Origin of the sequence: Pseudomonas sp. Bout1 (assembly GCF_034314165.1) — a bacterium.
Classification (GTDB): domain Bacteria; phylum Pseudomonadota; class Gammaproteobacteria; order Pseudomonadales; family Pseudomonadaceae; genus Aquipseudomonas.
In genome coordinates this window covers 882,889-899,953 of sequence record NZ_JAVIWK010000001.1, presented here as the reverse complement: position 1 = coordinate 899,953, position 17,065 = coordinate 882,889, and the positions used below count along the sequence as shown (strand labels likewise).

The window sequence follows — 17,065 nt, the reverse complement described above, 5'->3', positions numbered from 1 at the left end:
CGCGTGGCCCTTGAAGTGCGCGAGTTAGAGGCTGCGAGCAACCTGGACCTTCTCGTAAACTTCGATCTTGTCGCCAGCCTTGACGTCGTTGTAGCTCTTGACGCCAATACCGCATTCCATGCCGGCACGTACTTCGGAAGCGTCATCCTTGAAGCGGCGCAGGGATTCCAGCTCGCCTTCGAAGATAACGATGTCTTCACGCAGTACACGGATTGGACGGTTACGGTGCACAACACCTTCGATAACCATGCAACCGGCGATCGCGCCGAATTTCGGCGAGCGGAACACGTCACGCACCTCGGCCACACCCAGGATGTTCTCCCGGACGTCGCTGCCAAGCATGCCGGTAAGGGCTTTCTTGACGTCTTCGATGATGTCGTAGATGACGTTGTAGTAACGCATGTCCAGGCCTTCCTGCTCGACGATCTTCCGTGCGCCAGCATCGGCACGCACGTTGAAGCCGAACAGTACAGCGTTGGAAGCCAGTGCCAGGTTGGCATCGGACTCGGTGATACCACCGACACCGCCACCGACAACACGCACTTGCACTTCGTCGTTACCCAGGCCGTTCAAGGCGCCGTTCAACGCTTCGAGGGAACCACGAACGTCAGATTTGAGGACGATGTTAAGCGTCTTCTTCTCAGCCTGGCCCATGTTCTCGAAGATGTTTTCCAGCTTGCCGGCGTGAGCACGGGCCAGCTTGACTTCGCGGAACTTGCCTTGACGGAACAGAGCCACTTCACGGGCTTTCTTCTCATCCGACAGCACGCTCATCTCGTCGCCAGCGTCCGGGGTACCGTCCAGGCCGAGGATCTCGACAGGGATGGAAGGACCGGCTTCCTTGATTGGCTTGCCGTTCTCGTCGAGCATGGCACGTACACGGCCATAGTTCGAACCGACCAGCACCATGTCGCCTTGGCGCAGGGTACCGTCTTGAACCAGAACGGTTGCAACCGGGCCACGACCTTTGTCGAGACGCGATTCAACCACAACACCGCGACCAGGGGCCGATGGGGTTGCTTTCAGTTCGAGTACTTCGGCTTGCAGCAGGACCGCTTCGAGCAGTTCGTCTACACCGGTACCGACTTTCGCCGAAACCGAAACGAATGGCGTATCACCGCCCCACTCTTCCGAAGTCACGCCGTGAACCGACAGTTCGCTACGGATGCGATCGAGATCGGCGCCCGGCTTGTCGATTTTGTTCACTGCTACAACCAGTGGAACACCAGCGGCCTTGGCGTGCTGGACAGCTTCAATGGTCTGCGGCATTACGCCGTCGTCCGCTGCAACTACCAGGATCACGATGTCAGTCGCCTTGGCACCACGGGCACGCATTGCGGTAAACGCGGCGTGACCAGGGGTGTCGAGGAAGGTGACCATGCCGCGTTCGGTTTCAACGTGGTAGGCACCGATGTGCTGGGTGATACCGCCGGCTTCGCCTGCAGCTACCTTGGCACGACGGATGTAGTCGAGCAGCGAGGTTTTACCGTGGTCAACGTGGCCCATTACGGTCACGACTGGCGCACGGGAGAACGTCTCACCTTCAAACTTCAGGGACTCGGCCAGGGAATCTTCCAGGGCGGTGTCGCTGACCAGGGTCACTTTGTGGCCCAGCTCTTCAGCAACCAGTTGGGCAGTTTCCTGATCCAGTACCTGGTTGATGGTGGCTGGAGTACCCAGTTTGAACATGAACTTGATGATTTCAGCAGCCTTGACCGACATCTGGTTGGCGAGGTCGCCAACAGTGATGGTCTCGCCGATCTGCACATCACGCACGACAGGGCCGGTTGGGCTCTGGAAACCGTGGGCGTTGCGCTTCTTCAGCTTGGCCTTGCCGCGACCACCGCGACGGAAGCTGTCGCTTTCTTCGTCGGTAGTACGTGGAGCAACGCGTGGCGCTGGCGCCTTCTCTTTGACCGAAGCACGATGTGGAGCGTTTTTGCGCTCACCATCGCCACTGCCACGACGATTGTTATCGTCTGCACGTGGTTTGTCCGGACGACGAGGTTCTTCGCGTTTGCGAGCGTCGGCTGCAGGAGCAGGCGCGGCAGCAACCGGAGCGGCCTCACGAACAGCTTCTACAGGCGCGCTAGGCGCAGCAACTGCATCAGCGTTAGCAGATTGCGCAGCAGCAGGCTGGCGACGCGCTTCTTCTTCGGCGCGACGCTTGGCTTCTTCTTCAGCCTTCTGACGAGCAGTATTTTCTACTGCGCGACGTTCTTCCAGTTCGCGTTTGCGCTCGGCTTCAATTTCTTCCGGGCTGCGCTGTACGAAGACTTTCTTCTTGCGTACTTCAACGCTGATGCTCTTGCTACCAGCAACACGCAGGGTGCTGGTGGTTTTGCGCTGCAATGTAATCTTGCGCGGTTCTTCCACTTTCGCCTTGTGGCTGCTCTTCAAGTGAGTCAGCAAAGACTGCTTCTCACTATCGCTCACACCTTCATCGGCGGCGGTGTGCGGCAGACCTGCCTCACGCATCTGCTGCAACAGGCGCTCTACCGGTGTTTTGACCTCATCGGCCAGTTGTTTCACCGTGACTTGCGTCATGCACTTCTCTCCTCAGGCCGCGCCTAATTACTCGAACCAATGGGCTCGGGCGGCCATGATCAACTTGCCGGCACGATCATCGTCAATGCCGTCGATGTCGAGCAGGTCGTCAATAGACTGCTCGGCCAGGTCTTCGCGGGTAATTACGCCGCGCACCGCCAGTTCCATCGCCAAATCCTTGTCCATACCCTCAAGCGAGAGCAGGTCTTCGGCCGGATGGGCGTCTGCCAGCTTTTCCTCAGTAGCGATGGCTTTAGTCAACAAACGATCCTTGGCCCGAGCGCGAAGCTCGTTGACGGTGTCTTCGTCAAAGCCGTCGATGTTGAGCATTTCTTCCAACGGTACGTAGGCAATCTCTTCCAGGCTGGTGAAGCCTTCATCTACCAGCACCTGCGCCAGGTCTTCGTCGACTTCCAGCTCGTCGATGAAGTTGCGCAGGATGTCACCGGTTTCTGCTTGCTGCTTAGCCTGGATGTCCGATTCGGTCATCACGTTCAGGGTCCAGCCGGTCAACTGGCTGGCCAAACGTACGTTCTGACCACCGCGACCGATGGCCTGAGCCAGATTGTCTGCGCCAACGGCGATGTCCATTGCATGGGCATCCTCGTCAACGATAATTGCCGCCACTTCAGCAGGCGACATTGCGTTGATCACAAACTGCGCCGGGTTATCGTCCCACAGGACGATGTCCACACGCTCACCGCCCAATTCGCCCGACACTGCCTGGACGCGCGAACCGCGCATACCAATGCAAGCACCTTGCGGGTCGATGCGTTTGTCCTTGGAGCGGACCGCGATCTTGGCGCGCGAACCCGGATCGCGGGACGCAGCCATGACTTCGATCAGGCCTTCGGCAATTTCCGGCACTTCGATGCGGAACAACTCGATCAGCATTTCCGGCGCGGTACGCGACAGGATCAGCTGAGGGCCGCGGTTCTCGGTGCGGATTTCCTTGAGCAGCGCACGCAAGCGCACACCGACCCGGAAAGTTTCGCGGGAAATGATGTCTTCGCGGGCCAGCAACGCTTCAGCGTTGTTACCCAGGTCGACGATCACGTTGTCGCGGGTAACCTTTTTCACGGTGCCGGAGATAATTTCCCCCAGGCGCTCGCGATAGGCGTCAACGACTTGAGCGCGCTCGGCTTCGCGGACCTTCTGCACGATGACTTGCTTGGCAGTCTGTGCAGCGATGCGGCCGAACTCGATGGATTCGATCTTTTCTTCGACGACATCACCGACCTGGGCGCCCGGGTGCGTTTCAGCAACCTTGCTCGGCCAGGTTTCGATGGCCGGATCATCAAGATCGGCTTCCTCGACGACCGTCCAGCGACGGAAAGTCTCGTAGGCACCGGTGTGGCGGTTGATTTCCACACGCAGATCAACTTCGTCTTCAAAACGCTTTTTGGTAGCAGTGGCCAGGGCCAGCTCCAGCGCTTCAAAAATCACGTTTGCCGGTACGCCCTTTTCATTGGATACCGACTCAACAACCAGCAGTACTTCTTTGCTCATCGTACGCCTCGCCTTTCGCAAGCCATTGGATCCGCGGGATCCGCGTCTCAGTCAAAACTGGGAATAATGTTGGCCTTGTCGATCATATCGATCGGCAACAGGAACTCATGGTCTTCTACCTGCACCACGACGTCCTGCTCTTCTACACCGCGCAGAAGGCCCTGAAAGTTGCGTCGCCCTTCAAAGGGAGAGCGCAGCTTGATCTTCACTTGTTCACCGGCAAATTTTGCAAACTGATCAATAGTGAACAGTGGGCGTTCCATGCCAGGCGAGGAAACTTCGAGGGTGTATTCAACAGCGATCGGATCTTCAACATCCAGGACACCGCTGATCTGACGGCTGACAATGGCACAATCGTCCACCAGCACGCCGCCCTCTTTATCGATATAAACGCGCAACATTGAGTGGCGACCTTGAGCCGAAAACTCAATACCCCAGCATTCATAGCCTAGGGCCACGATCACCGGGGCCAACAAGGCCTGCAACTCTTCTAGCTTGCTCGACACCTGAACCCCCTCGTGCATGTATGTGCATGCTGTGCAAAATAAAAAAATGGGCGAAACGCCCATCCTTGAAACGCCGTCGAACAGCGGCGTTGAAAGTGTCCAGCTAACAAAAAGCCCCTTAAAAGGGGCTCCGCTAAAACTGGTTGCGGGGGCCGGATTTGAACCGACGACCTTCGGGTTATGAGCCCGACGAGCTACCAGACTGCTCCACCCCGCGACAAAGCTGGGGCGGAAGTATACGACCGATCCCTTACAGGGTCAATGTAACCTTCCACCTACAAGAAAGCCCGCAACAGCGGGCTCTCCTGATAATTGGTACCGAGAAGGGGACTCGAACCCCTACACCCTATGGGCACAACCACCTCAAGGTTGCGTGTCTACCAATTCCACCACCTCGGCAATACAGCGTTTACAACCTTCTTACTTTTGCTCTTGAGCTGGAGGCACGTCAGTCGCTGGAGTAGCCGACTTTTGCTCTTGAAGCACCGGGACATCATCAGAAGCCGGTTTTGCTTTTGGTACTTCCAACACTGCTGGGTTTGGGAGACCTACCTGAGTCAGCACATGAGCTTTCTCTTTAGCAAAGTAACCTAACCCCAAGCTGGTTATGAAGAAACCGGCGGCAAGTATAGCAGTAAACTTACTAAGAAAGGTAGAGGAACCTTGGCTTCCGAACACAGTATTTGAAGCACCTGCCCCGAAAGACGCACCAGCGTCCGCACCTTTACCCTGCTGCAGCAAAACCAGGGCAACTACGCCCAGTGCACCCAGCAGATGAAAAACAACGATGACTGTTTCCAGCATTTTTTCAGTTTCCCGCGGCGCGACAAATCGCACCGAACTCATCTGCATTCAGGGAAGCTCCACCAATGAGCCCCCCATCGATATCCGGCATGCCGAACAGTTCGACCGCATTGGCCGCCTTCACGCTGCCGCCGTATAGAAGCCGCACACCTCGTGCGACCTCAGAATTCTCTGCCGCCAACTGCGCGCGAATGGCTGCGTGCACATCCTGCGCCTGTTGCGGCGAAGCAGTCAGCCCGGTACCAATGGCCCAGACCGGCTCGTAAGCAATTACTGCATTTGCAAAGGCACCGACTCCCAGCTCCTCGATGATGCTGCCCAGCTGACGCCCGACAACTTCAAGAGTTTTACCGGACTCACGCTGCTCAAGGGTCTCCCCTATGCACAACACCGGAATCAAGCCACAAGCCTGTGCCGCTGCGAATTTGCGATTGAGTGTCCCATCACGCTCGCCCATGATCTGGCGGCGCTCGGAGTGCCCAACAAGCACCAGGGAACAACCCGCATCAACCAGCTGACTCGGCGCAATCTCACCGGTCAACGCACCCTGCATGGATTCCACCGCAGAGTTCTGCGCGCCGACCTGAATCGACTTGCCTTTCAAGCCATCAATCACTTGATTGATATACAAGCAAGGCGGGAATACCGCGACATCTACACCGCCAGGCAAGGCCAAATGACGAAGGCCGTTGATCAGCTCAGCGACACTGGCGCGGGTACCGTGCATCTTCCAGTTACCAGCTACCATAGTGCGACGCATGCTGTACCCCGTCGGTCAAAGTGGGCGCAGATGTTACCCAACCACATCATCACTGGCAAGCCGAATTCAGGCGCAAACTTCAGTTACCAGTTTTGCCAGCTCTTCGGCATAGCCGCGAACCTGTGTTTCGTCCTCGCCTTCGACCATGACACGCACCAAAGGCTCGGTACCTGACTTGCGCAGCAAGACCCGGCCACGACCCGCCATGGCGGCAGTGACACGCTCGCTGGCCTCTTTCACGGACGGATGCTCGATAGGGTTGTCACCGCCCGCAAACCGCACGTTGAGCAGCACTTGCGGACACTTGCGCAGCGCCTGGCGCGCCTGCGCCAGGCTTTCTTCGCGACGACGCAGTGCCAGCAGCACTTGCAGCGCCGCAATAATCGCGTCCCCGGTAGTCGTGTGCTGGAAGCACACCACATGCCCGGAGTTCTCGCCGCCCACCTGCCAATTGCGCTCCAGCAGTTCAGCGATCACATAGCGGTCACCGACATTGGCGCGCACAAACGGAATCCCCAGGTCTGCCAGTGCCAGCTCCAGCCCGAGATTGCTCATCAAGGTACCCACGACGCCGCCCTGCAGCTTGTTGCGCTCATGCAAGTCGCGGGCAATGATAAACAACAGGTCATCGCCATCAACAATTGCACCGGTGTGGTCGACCATCAATACCCGATCGCCGTCGCCGTCGAACGCAATACCCAAGTCGGCATGCTCGGCCAGCACCGCCGCCTGCAACTGCCCCATGTGGGTCGAGCCGCAGTTGTCGTTGATGTTCAAGCCGTTAGGCTGGGCCGACAGCACAGTAACGTCTGCACCAAGCTCCTTGAACACACTCGGCGCAACCTTGTACGTCGCACCGTGGGCGCAGTCGATGACGACTTTCAACCCGGCAAAATTGGTACTGCTCGGCACGCTGCTTTTGCAGAACTCGATATAACGGCCAGAAGCGTCGTTAATCCGCGAAACCTTGCCCAGCTTGCTCGACTCGACGACGGTCATCGGCGCATCCAGCAACTCTTCGATCATGTGTTCGATCTCGTCCGGCAGTTTGGTGCCCTGGCCCGAGAAGAATTTGATGCCGTTGTCATCGTGAGGATTGTGCGAAGCACTGATCACGATACCGGCTTCAGCGTGAAAGGTACGCGTCAGGTAAGCAATCGCCGGCGTAGGCATCGGGCCCAGCAACATCACATCAGCGCCGGCAGCAGACAGACCTGCCTCCAGCGCAGACTCAAACATGTACCCCGAGATACGCGTGTCCTTGCCCACCAGGATGCGACAGGCGCCCATGCTGCGGAACGCCATGCCGGCGGCCCAGCCCAGCTTGAGCATGAAGTCTGGAGTAATCGGAAATTCGCCGACCCGACCGCGAATGCCATCGGTGCCAAAATATTTTTTAGTCATAAGTGCTCCATCATTCTTATTCGGCTGATTCAACCGCTGCGATCATCCGCACTACATCTACCGTCTCGGCAACGTCATGCACCCGCAAGATACGCGCACCCTTCACCACGGCAAGCGCCGCGAGTGCCAGGCCGCCATGCAGGCGCTCACCCACCGGACGATTCAACGCCAGACCTATCATGCTCTTGCGCGAAACCCCTACCAGCAGGGGGCGACCAAGGGCATGCAGGGATTCCATATGCTTGAACAGGCTTAAATTGTGTTGCAGGGTCTTGGCAAAGCCAAATCCCGGGTCGAGGATGATCCTCTCCGGGGCAATCCCCACCGCGACGCATTGGGCCATGCGCTCGGCAAGAAAGCCTTTCACTTCACCGACCAGGTTGTCGTAATGCGGGTCGTCCTGCATCGTGCCCGGCTCACCGAGCATGTGCATCAGGCAAACCGGCAGGCCCGTGGCAGCGGCCGCATCCAGGGCGCCATCGCGCTGCAGGGAACGCACATCGTTGATCAACCCGGCGCCCAGCCGCGCGCTTTCGCGCATGACGGCTGGCGTCGACGTGTCGACAGAGATGATGACATCCAGCTCTCGATGAATGCGCTCGATAATGGGCGCGACCCGCTCCAGCTCCTCCAAGGGAGACACCGCACGAGCCCCAGGGCGCGTCGATTCGCCACCGACATCAATCAGGGTCGCGCCAGCTGCCACCATGGCCTCTGCATGGCGCAACGCAGCATCAAGCTGACTGAAGCGGCCACCATCGGAAAAGGAATCAGGGGTTACGTTAAGAATGCCCATAACGTGTGTTTGGGCCAAATCAAGAACCCGGCTGCCGCAAGGCAACCGGGTCGAGGACAACGCAGAAGTCATTTCAAACCTTAATGGTCAGCAGCCGGGCCGCCGATCGGAGCTTCAGGGCGCTCGTTCTGTACCACTGGCGGCGTGCCCGAAGTACCCGAACCACCTTCCCAATCACGAGGCTCGCGAGGCGTACGACCGGCCATGATGTCGTCGATCTGCTCGGCATCAATGGTCTCGTACTTCATCAGGGCATCAGCCATGGCGTCGAGCTTGTCACGGTTGTCTGTGAGGATCTGCTTGGCCGTGCCGTAGCACTGGTCAATGATGCTGCGCACTTCGGAGTCGATCAGCTTGGCGGTCTCCCCGGAGAAGCTGGCAGCTTGACCGCCACCACCGCGACCCAGGAACACCTCGCCTTCGTCCTCGGCATACATCAAGGGACCGAGTTTTTCCGACAGGCCCCACTTGGTCACCATGTTCCGTGCAATCTGGCTGGCACGCATGATGTCGTTGGAAGCACCGGTAGTAACACCGTCGAAGCCCAAGGTCATCTCTTCCGCGATCCGGCCACCGTACAGCGAGCAGATCTGGCTGATCAACGCACGCTTGGAGAGGCTGTAGCGATCCTCTTCCGGCAGGAACATGGTGACGCCCAGCGCCCGACCACGAGGAATGATCGACACTTTGTAGACGGGGTCATGCTCAGGCACAACGCGACCGACAATGGCGTGACCGGCTTCGTGATAGGCGGTGTTTTGCTTCTCTTTCTCGGACATGACCATGGATTTGCGCTCGGCGCCCATCATGATCTTGTCTTTCGCCAGTTCAAACTCTTTCATTTCGACGATGCGCTTGCCGGTACGGGCTGCGAACAGCGAGGCTTCGTTTACCAGGTTGGCAAGGTCGGCACCGGAGAAGCCAGGCGTACCACGGGCAATTACGGCCGGAGCCACGTCGTCGCCCATCGGCACTTTGCGCATGTGCACTTTCAGAATCTGTTCACGGCCACGGATGTCTGGCAGACCGACCACAACCTGACGGTCAAAACGGCCCGGACGCAGCAGCGCAGGGTCGAGTACGTCAGGACGGTTGGTCGCGGCAATCACGATGATGCCGTCGTTCATTTCGAAGCCGTCCATCTCAACCAGCAACTGGTTAAGTGTTTGCTCACGCTCATCATGACCGCCACCCATACCAGCACCACGATGGCGACCAACGGCGTCGATTTCATCGATGAAGATGATGCATGGCGCGTGCTTCTTGGCCTGCTCGAACATATCGCGAACACGGCTGGCACCGACACCGACGAACATCTCGACGAAATCGGAACCGGAAATGGTGAAGAAAGGTACTTTGGCTTCGCCGGCAATAGCCTTGGCCAACAGGGTTTTACCGGTACCTGGCGGGCCAACCATCAGCACACCGCGTGGAATGCGGCCGCCCAGACGCTGGAACTTGCCCGGGTCGCGCAGGAATTCTACCAGCTCACCCACTTCTTCCTTGGCTTCGTCGCAACCGGCAACGTCAGCCAGGGTGGTCTTCACCTGGTCTTCGGAAAGCAGGCGTGCCTTGCTCTTGCCGAAGCTCATCGGCCCGCCCTTGCCTCCCGCACCACCTTGCATCTGGCGCATGAAGAACATGAACACGGCAATGATCACCAGGATCGGGAAGCTGGCTACCAGGAGCTGGGTCCAGATGCTCTGCTGCTCAGGCTGCTTGCCTTCAACGACCACGTGGTTATCCACCAGGTCGCCGATCAGGCCATTGTCCTGGATTGCCGGACGGATGGTCTTGAAGCTGTCGCCATCGTTGCGCTTGCCGGTAATCACGTAGCCGTCAACTGCTACGCGCTCGACCTTGCCATCCTTAACTTGCTGGATGAAGTCGGAATAGTTGAGGGTCTGCGGCTCGTTAGGGCTGGAGAAGTTGTTCATCACCGTCACGAGGACAGCCGCGATGATCAACCACAGGATCAGATTCTTTGCCATATCGTTCAATTAACTACCCTCTGAAGCAAGCTCCGCTACTGGCGCGTGCTTCGCATGATATTCACCGGCCTAACTTACTACATTACCTACAACTCTGGCAGGCGCCGTCTGTAACCCTTTGTGAAACTTTGACTACACAATATTCGTAAAGCTTCGTGACGAAAGCGATATAAAAAAACCTATCGCCTCCGTCAAATTCCTCAAAAACGCTCTTCACTGGCAGCGCCTTCAATGCCACGGAAACCGCGACCCAGCAAATACTGCTCACGGGACCTGTCCCGGGAAGAGTCAGGTTTGCGTGTCTGTACCTTGTCGAACAGCTTGCGGATGTTCTTGTGATACTCGTCGAAGCCTTCACCCTGGAAGACCTTGACCAGAAAATCACCACCCGGACGTAGTACCCGTCCCGCCAGGTCCAGTGCCAATTCGCAAAGGAACATGGCTCGCGGCATATCAACAGCTGGTAATCCACTCATATTGGGGGCCATATCGGAAATCACAAGGTCTACCTGCGAATTTCCGACTGCCTCGAGGATCTGTGCCAGCACTTCATCCTGGGTAAAATCGCCGTGAACAAAGGTCACGTCCGGGATGCTGTCCATTTCCAGGATGTCGGATGCGATCAAGCGACCTTGCCCACCAATCAGACGACTGGTCACCTGGGACCAGCCACCCGGGGCGGCCCCCAGGTCGATTACGCTCATGCCAGGGCGGATCAACTTGTCCTTTTCCTGGATCTCCAGCAGCTTGTAGCTGGCCCGGGAGCGGTAGCCATCCTTTTGCGCCATTTTGACGTAAGGATCGTTGAAATGCTCTTGCAGCCACTTAAGGCTAGTTTTGGAACGGGCCACGGGCCACCTCGAAAATAAAACGGGTCGTGATTAACTGGGCGGTCCCGGACTCGCTCGGGTAAACTGGCCGCCGCTTTTTACAAGATCAGACGCAGGGGTCAGATTATGCCGCTCACTCAAGAGCAGAAGAAACAGTACAAATCCATTGGCCACCATCTGAAACCAGTTTTGACTGTGGCTGACAACGGTTTGACTGAAGGTGTGTTAGCCGAACTTGAACGCGCATTGGGCGATCATGAACTGATCAAGATCAAGGTCAGCATCCTTGATCGCGAGGCGCGCCTGGCAGCCATTGCAGAACTGTGCAAGGCTGGCAAAGCGGACCTGGTTCAGGTCATCGGCAAGATGGCGCTGCTGTATCGCAAGAACTTCAGCGTCAACAAGCAACTGTCGAACGTACACCGCTTCAAGTGAAACAAGGGTCACGGGCGTGCTTCGCGCGCCCTGCCACTCCATCCTGGCGCCGGCTGTACAACCAGCACCAACCCGGAAAACCCTAGCACAAGATAGCTGAACAGCTGCCAGCGCAACGCTTCCGGCAGAAAGATGCGCACCACGCAAAACATTGCGCACGCATACAGCGCCATCAACAGCAGTTGCCCGCGAATATCCCGCCACAAACTCCCCAAGCCTTCGGCCTTGACCAGCACCAGCGCCTGAAGCGTCACGCACGCCGCTGCAAAACCCACCAGCAACGCACTTAACAATCCGCCGACCTCATCGATCAGCAACGGTGCCAGGCCAATCAGGCCCAGCGCCGGTAGCACACCAATATGTAACAGCCATAGGCCGCCAACCCAAAGCATCTGGGCAAACTGCCAAAGCATGGCGCCCGCACGAAGCGGGCGCCGTCTTTCAGATGTGACGAACTTCGACAATCTCGTACTCGATCACGCCACCAGGCGTCTTGACGGCCACCACATCACCCTCCTCCTTGGCAATCAAGGCGCGGGCCAGCGGCGAGCCGACGGAGATCTTGCCGAGTTTGAAGTCGGCCTCGTCTTCACCCACGATGTGGTAAACCACGCTTTCGTCAGTCTCGACGTTGGCGATTTCCACGGTAGTGCCGAAAATCACCTTGCCGGTCTTCGGGATGGTCGTGACGTCGATGATCACCGCATTCTGCATGCGGCCTTCGATGTCACGGATCCGCGCCTCAACCATACCTTGCTGCTCGCGAGCAGCATGGTATTCAGCGTTTTCCTTCAGATCGCCCAGTTCCCGGGCCGTACCGATGTCCTGGCTCAACTTCGGACGGACGACCTTGGTCAGGTGGGCGTGCTCTTCTTCCAGGGCTTTTGCGCCCTGGACGGTCATTGGGTATTTGATCATGCCTTCAATCCTGCGTGTAGATCCTGCAAGCGGCGCACGGTTTTTTCAGGACCGAACTTGAGCGCTTCGCAGATAGCTTCGCCAGCAGCAATGGTGGTGGTGCAGTAAATCTTGTGCTGCAAGGCGTTACGACGAATGGAGTAGGAGTCCGCGATCGACTGGCGACCTTCGGTGGTGTTGATGATCAAGGTGACTTCGTCATTCTTGATCATGTCGACCACGTGTGGACGGCCTTCCGTCACCTTGTTCACGCGACGCACTTTCAGGCCGGCAGCCTCGATCAGCTTGGCGGTCCCGGCAGTGGCCACGACTTCGAAGCCCAAGTTGATCAGATCACGGGCCACGCCTGCAACCAGTGGCTTGTCATCATCGCGTACGCTGATGAACGCAGTACCGCCGGTCGGCAGCACTTCACTGGCGCCCATCTGGGCTTTGGCGAACGCTTCACCGAAGGTATCGCCCACGCCCATCACTTCACCGGTGGACTTCATCTCTGGGCCCAGGATCGGGTCCACGCCAGGGAACTTGGCGAATGGGAACACCGCCTCTTTCACGCTGTAGAAGTTCGGGATGATTTCCTTGGTGAAGCCGATTTCCTTCAAGGTCTTACCGGCCATCACGCGCGCGGCAATCATCGCCAGGGAAACACCGATGCACTTGGAAACAAATGGCACGGTACGCGAAGCACGCGGGTTGACTTCGATAACGTAGATGTCTTCGCCTTGCAGCGCCAACTGAACGTTCATCAGGCCGACCACGCCCAGCTCCAGGGCCATCTTCTTGACCTGTTCGCGCATCTCGTCCTGGATGTGCGCAGGCAACGAGTACGGCGGCAGCGAGCAAGCGGAGTCACCGGAGTGAACGCCAGCCTGTTCGATGTGCTGCATGATCGCGCCGATCACCACGTCGGTGCCGTCGCAGACCGCATCCACGTCCATCTCGATGGCGCAATTGAGGAAGTGGTCCAGCAGCACCGGGCTGTCGTTGGACACTTTCACTGCATCACGCAGGTAACGCTTGAGCTCTTCTTCTTCGTAGACGATTTCCATCGCCCGGCCGCCCAGTACGTAGGACGGACGCACTACCAGCGGATAACCGATTTTGCTGGCGGCGCGAATCGCTTCGTCTTCGCTGCGCACGGTGGCGTTGGGCGGCTGACGCAGGTTCAGGCGCTCAACCATTTGCTGGAAGCGCTCACGGTCTTCGGCACGGTCGATAGCGTCAGGGCTGGTACCGATGATCGGCACGCCAGCAGCTTCAAGTGCGCGAGCCAGTTTCAGCGGGGTTTGGCCGCCGTACTGGACGATCACGCCTTTTGGCTTCTCGACGCGACAGATTTCCAGCACGTCTTCAAGCGTTACCGGCTCGAAGTACAGACGGTCGGACGTGTCGTAGTCAGTGGAAACAGTTTCCGGGTTGCAGTTGACCATAATGGTCTCGTACCCGTCTTCGCGCAGGGCGAGAGCGGCGTGTACGCAGCAATAATCGAACTCGATGCCTTGCCCGATACGGTTTGGACCGCCACCCAGGATCATGATTTTGTCGCGGCCCGACGGCGCGGCTTCGCACTCTTCCTCGTAGGTGGAGTACATGTACGCGGTGTCGGTTGCGAACTCGGCCGCACAAGTATCAACGCGCTTGTAGACCGGGTAGATATCCAGCTTGTGGCGATGCGTGCGCAGGTTCTTCTCGGTCACACCCAGCAGCTTGGCCAGGCGCATGTCGGAGAAGCCTTTGCGCTTGAGGCGGAACATCAGGTCGCGGTCGATAGAAGACAGGCCGAGGGTCTTGACCTTCTCTTCTTCCTTGATCAGATCTTCGATCTGCACCAGGAACCACGGGTCGATCATGTTCATGCCGAAGATGTCTTCGACGGTCATGCCGGCGCGGAAAGCATCGGCCACGTACCAGATACGCTCGGCGCCCGGCACGGTCAGCTCGCGCTTGAGCACGCTCATGCTTTCCGGGTTGCTCAGGTCGAGTTTCTCGTCCAGGCCGCAAACACCCACTTCCAGGCCACGCAGGGCTTTCTGCAGGGATTCCTGGAAGGTCCGGCCGATGGCCATGACTTCACCGACCGACTTCATCTGAGTGGTCAGGCGGGCGTCGGCTTTCGGGAATTTCTCGAAAGCGAAGCGTGGCAGCTTGGTGACGACGTAGTCGATCGACGGCTCGAAGGATGCCGGCGTTGCGCCGCCCGTGATTTCGTTCTGCAGTTCGTCCAGGGTGTAACCGATCGCCAGCTTGGCAGCGATGCGCGCAATCGGGAAGCCGGTCGCTTTCGATGCCAGCGCCGAAGAACGCGATACACGCGGGTTCATCTCGATCACAACCATGCGGCCAGTGTCCGGGCAGATGCCGAACTGGACGTTGGAGCCACCGGTTTCCACGCCGATCTCACGCAGCACCGCCAACGAGGCGTTGCGCATGATCTGGTATTCCTTGTCCGTCAGGGTCTGTGCTGGCGCAACAGTGATCGAGTCACCGGTGTGCACGCCCATCGGGTCAAAGTTTTCAATGGAGCAAACGATGATGCAGTTGTCCTTTTTATCGCGGACAACCTCCATTTCATATTCTTTCCAGCCGATCAGGGATTCGTCGATCAGCAGCTCTTTGGTCGGAGACAGGTCCAGGCCGCGGGCGCAGATTTCTTCGAATTCTTCACGGTTGTAGGCAATACCGCCGCCGGTGCCGCCCATGGTGAAGGACGGACGGATGATGCACGGGAAGCCAAGCTTCTCGAGGACCACGCTGGCCTCTTCCATGCTGTGGGCGATACCCGAACGCGGGCAATCAAGGCCGATGGACTTCATGGCCTTGTCGAAACGCGAACGGTCTTCAGCCTTGTCGATGGTGTCGGCATTGGCGCCGATCATCTCTACGCCGAACTTCTCCAGGACGCCTTCGCGCTCCAGGTCCAGTGCGCAGTTCAGGGCGGTCTGGCCACCCATGGTTGGCAGCAGCGCGTCCGGACGCTCTTTCTCGATGATCTTGGCAACGGTCTGCCACTTGATCGGCTCGATATAGGTGGCGTCGGCCATGTCCGGGTCGGTCATGATGGTGGCCGGGTTGGAGTTCACCAGAATGACGCGGTAACCCTCTTCGCGCAGGGCTTTACAGGCCTGGGCGCCGGAGTAGTCGAATTCGCAGGCCTGGCCGATTACGATCGGGCCAGCGCCGAGAATCAGGATGCTTTTTATGTCTGTACGTTTTGGCATGGGTTTGTCACTCAAATCCGCAGGTCAGTCGGCAAGCCGTCTTGAACAATCTTTGAAGAGCCTGAGGGGGCCGCCGGTTTCCCGGGCCACCCTCAGGCCGCTCAGTTAGCGTCGCTTGGCCATCTCATTGATGAAACGGTCGAACAGCGGCGCTACGTCGTTCGGGCCCGGGCTTGCTTCAGGGTGGCCCTGGAAGCTGAACGCGCTCTTGTCGGTGCGCTCGATGCCTTGCAGGGAACCGTCGAACAGCGACTTGTGAATCGCCCGGACATTGCCCGGAAGAGTCGCTTCATCCACCGCAAAACCGTGGTTCTGGCTGGTGATCATCACCACGCCCGTGTCCAGGTCCTGCACCGGGTGGTTGGCACCGTGGTGGCCGTGGCCCATTTTCAGGGTCTTGGCGCCGGAAGCCAGGGCCAGCAGTTGATGGCCGAGGCAGATACCGAATACCGGAATCTCGGTTTCCAGGACTTCCTTGATCGCCTTGATGGCGTAGTCGCAAGGCTCCGGGTCACCCGGGCCGTTGGACAGGAATACACCGTCTGGCTGCAGGGCCAGAACGTCGCTGGCCGGGGTTTGCGCCGGCACTACGGTCACGCGGCAACCGCGCGCCACCAGCATGCGCAGGATGTTGTGCTTGATACCGTAGTCGTAGGCCACGACATGGTAAGGCAGCTCGGACGCGTCGATGGTCGCGTGGCTGTCGGTCTTCAAGTCCCAGACAGTGGAGCGCCACTCGTACTGGTCCTTGGTGCTGACGACTTTCGCCAGGTCCATGCCTTTCAGGCCAGGGAAACCCTGGGCTGCTGCGATCGCTGCTTCTTCAGAGATGTTGTCACCGGCCATGATGCAGCCGTTCTGCGAGCCTTTTTCACGCAGGATGCGTGTGAGGCGACGCGTATCGATACCGGCGATCGCCACAACGTTGTTGGCTTTCAGGTAATCAGACAAAGACATCGTGTTACGCCAGTTGCTCGCAACCAGTGGCAGGTCGCGAATTACCAGACCCGCCGACCAGACACGATCAGACTCGGCGTCTTCCGGTGTAGTACCGGTGTTGCCGATGTGCGGATAGGTCAGGGTAACGATCTGTTGGGCGTAGGAAGGATCGGTAAGGATTTCCTGATAGCCGGTCATGGCGGTGTTGAACACCACCTCTCCAACGGTCTGACCGTCGGCTCCAATGGCTTCGCCGCGAAAAATGCTGCCATCAGCAAGGGCGAGTATGGCTGGCTTAGTCAAGAAGACCTCCCGTAAATAAAGCCTGAAAGGGCGATCGCAGGTTGTAAAAAAGCGGAGTGACGTATGGACACGTCACCCCGCTTCTTCACCGAATTATTCTGCGCG

General features: G+C 58.2%; 14 protein-coding genes and 2 tRNA genes. 1 reads left to right on the top strand and 15 read right to left on the bottom strand.

Annotated elements, in window-relative coordinates; genetic code table 11:
• Positions 1 to 24 precede the first annotated feature (24 nt).
• The 11 genes from infB to rlmE form a co-directional block, all read right to left on the bottom strand.
• Complete coding sequence (gene infB / locus RGV33_RS03930; protein ID WP_322143168.1) at positions 25 to 2,547, bottom strand: translation initiation factor IF-2; 2,523 nt, start codon at positions 2,545 to 2,547, stop codon at positions 25 to 27.
• A gap of 27 nt (positions 2,548 to 2,574) precedes the next feature.
• Positions 2,575 to 4,056 (bottom strand): transcription termination factor NusA, encoded by a 1,482-nt coding sequence (gene nusA, locus RGV33_RS03925; protein WP_003212187.1) that lies wholly within the window; start codon positions 4,054 to 4,056, stop codon positions 2,575 to 2,577.
• A 47-nt stretch (positions 4,057 to 4,103) separates the two neighbouring features.
• Positions 4,104 to 4,562 (bottom strand): ribosome maturation factor RimP, encoded by a 459-nt coding sequence (rimP, locus tag RGV33_RS03920; RefSeq protein ID WP_034117933.1) that lies wholly within the window; start codon positions 4,560 to 4,562, stop codon positions 4,104 to 4,106.
• Positions 4,563 to 4,702: 140 nt separating this feature from the next.
• A tRNA-Met gene (locus tag RGV33_RS03915) sits at positions 4,703 to 4,779 on the bottom strand.
• 96 nt (positions 4,780 to 4,875) lie between these two features.
• A tRNA-Leu gene (locus RGV33_RS03910) sits at positions 4,876 to 4,961 on the bottom strand.
• A 21-nt stretch (positions 4,962 to 4,982) separates the two neighbouring features.
• Positions 4,983 to 5,366, bottom strand: coding sequence for a preprotein translocase subunit SecG (gene secG / locus RGV33_RS03905; RefSeq protein ID WP_026078118.1), 384 nt, complete (start codon positions 5,364 to 5,366; stop codon positions 4,983 to 4,985).
• Between the two features lie 4 nt (positions 5,367 to 5,370).
• Positions 5,371 to 6,126: a triose-phosphate isomerase gene (gene tpiA, locus RGV33_RS03900; protein ID WP_010174326.1), complete on the bottom strand. Its 756-nt coding sequence runs from the start codon at positions 6,124 to 6,126 to the stop codon at positions 5,371 to 5,373.
• Between the two features lie 66 nt (positions 6,127 to 6,192).
• Positions 6,193 to 7,530, bottom strand: a complete 1,338-nt coding sequence (gene glmM / locus RGV33_RS03895; protein ID WP_322143167.1) for a phosphoglucosamine mutase — start codon at positions 7,528 to 7,530, stop codon at positions 6,193 to 6,195.
• A 16-nt stretch (positions 7,531 to 7,546) separates the two neighbouring features.
• Entirely contained in the window at positions 7,547 to 8,398 is an 852-nt protein-coding gene (gene folP, locus RGV33_RS03890) for a dihydropteroate synthase (RefSeq protein WP_322143166.1), read from the bottom strand.
• 8 nt (positions 8,399 to 8,406) lie between these two features.
• Positions 8,407 to 10,317, bottom strand: coding sequence for an ATP-dependent zinc metalloprotease FtsH (gene ftsH / locus RGV33_RS03885; protein ID WP_322143165.1), 1,911 nt, complete (start codon positions 10,315 to 10,317; stop codon positions 8,407 to 8,409).
• A 200-nt stretch (positions 10,318 to 10,517) separates the two neighbouring features.
• Entirely contained in the window at positions 10,518 to 11,168 is a 651-nt protein-coding gene (rlmE, locus tag RGV33_RS03880) for a 23S rRNA (uridine(2552)-2'-O)-methyltransferase RlmE (protein ID WP_003212203.1), read from the bottom strand.
• A gap of 105 nt (positions 11,169 to 11,273) precedes the next feature.
• On the opposite strand from rlmE, the gene yhbY reads away from it, so the two are divergent.
• Positions 11,274 to 11,582 carry a ribosome assembly RNA-binding protein YhbY gene (yhbY, locus tag RGV33_RS03875; protein WP_076013755.1) on the top strand — a complete coding sequence of 103 codons (309 nt, stop codon included), beginning with the start codon at positions 11,274 to 11,276 and terminating at the stop codon, positions 11,580 to 11,582.
• Positions 11,583 to 11,590: 8 nt separating this feature from the next.
• On the opposite strand, the gene RGV33_RS03870 is transcribed toward yhbY, so the two are convergent.
• From RGV33_RS03870 to carA, 4 genes are all read right to left on the bottom strand, one after another.
• Positions 11,591 to 11,995, bottom strand: coding sequence for an MFS transporter (locus RGV33_RS03870; RefSeq protein ID WP_322143164.1), 405 nt, complete (start codon positions 11,993 to 11,995; stop codon positions 11,591 to 11,593).
• Positions 11,996 to 12,023: 28 nt separating this feature from the next.
• Positions 12,024 to 12,500 (bottom strand): transcription elongation factor GreA, encoded by a 477-nt coding sequence (gene greA / locus RGV33_RS03865; RefSeq protein WP_076013757.1) that lies wholly within the window; start codon positions 12,498 to 12,500, stop codon positions 12,024 to 12,026.
• Complete coding sequence (gene carB, locus RGV33_RS03860; RefSeq protein WP_322143163.1) at positions 12,497 to 15,718, bottom strand: carbamoyl-phosphate synthase large subunit; 3,222 nt, start codon at positions 15,716 to 15,718, stop codon at positions 12,497 to 12,499. Before carB ends, greA begins: the two co-directional genes overlap by 4 nt.
• A 105-nt stretch (positions 15,719 to 15,823) precedes the next feature.
• Entirely contained in the window at positions 15,824 to 16,960 is a 1,137-nt protein-coding gene (gene carA / locus RGV33_RS03855; RefSeq protein ID WP_322143162.1) for a glutamine-hydrolyzing carbamoyl-phosphate synthase small subunit, read from the bottom strand.
• Positions 16,961 to 17,065 lie beyond the last annotated feature (105 nt).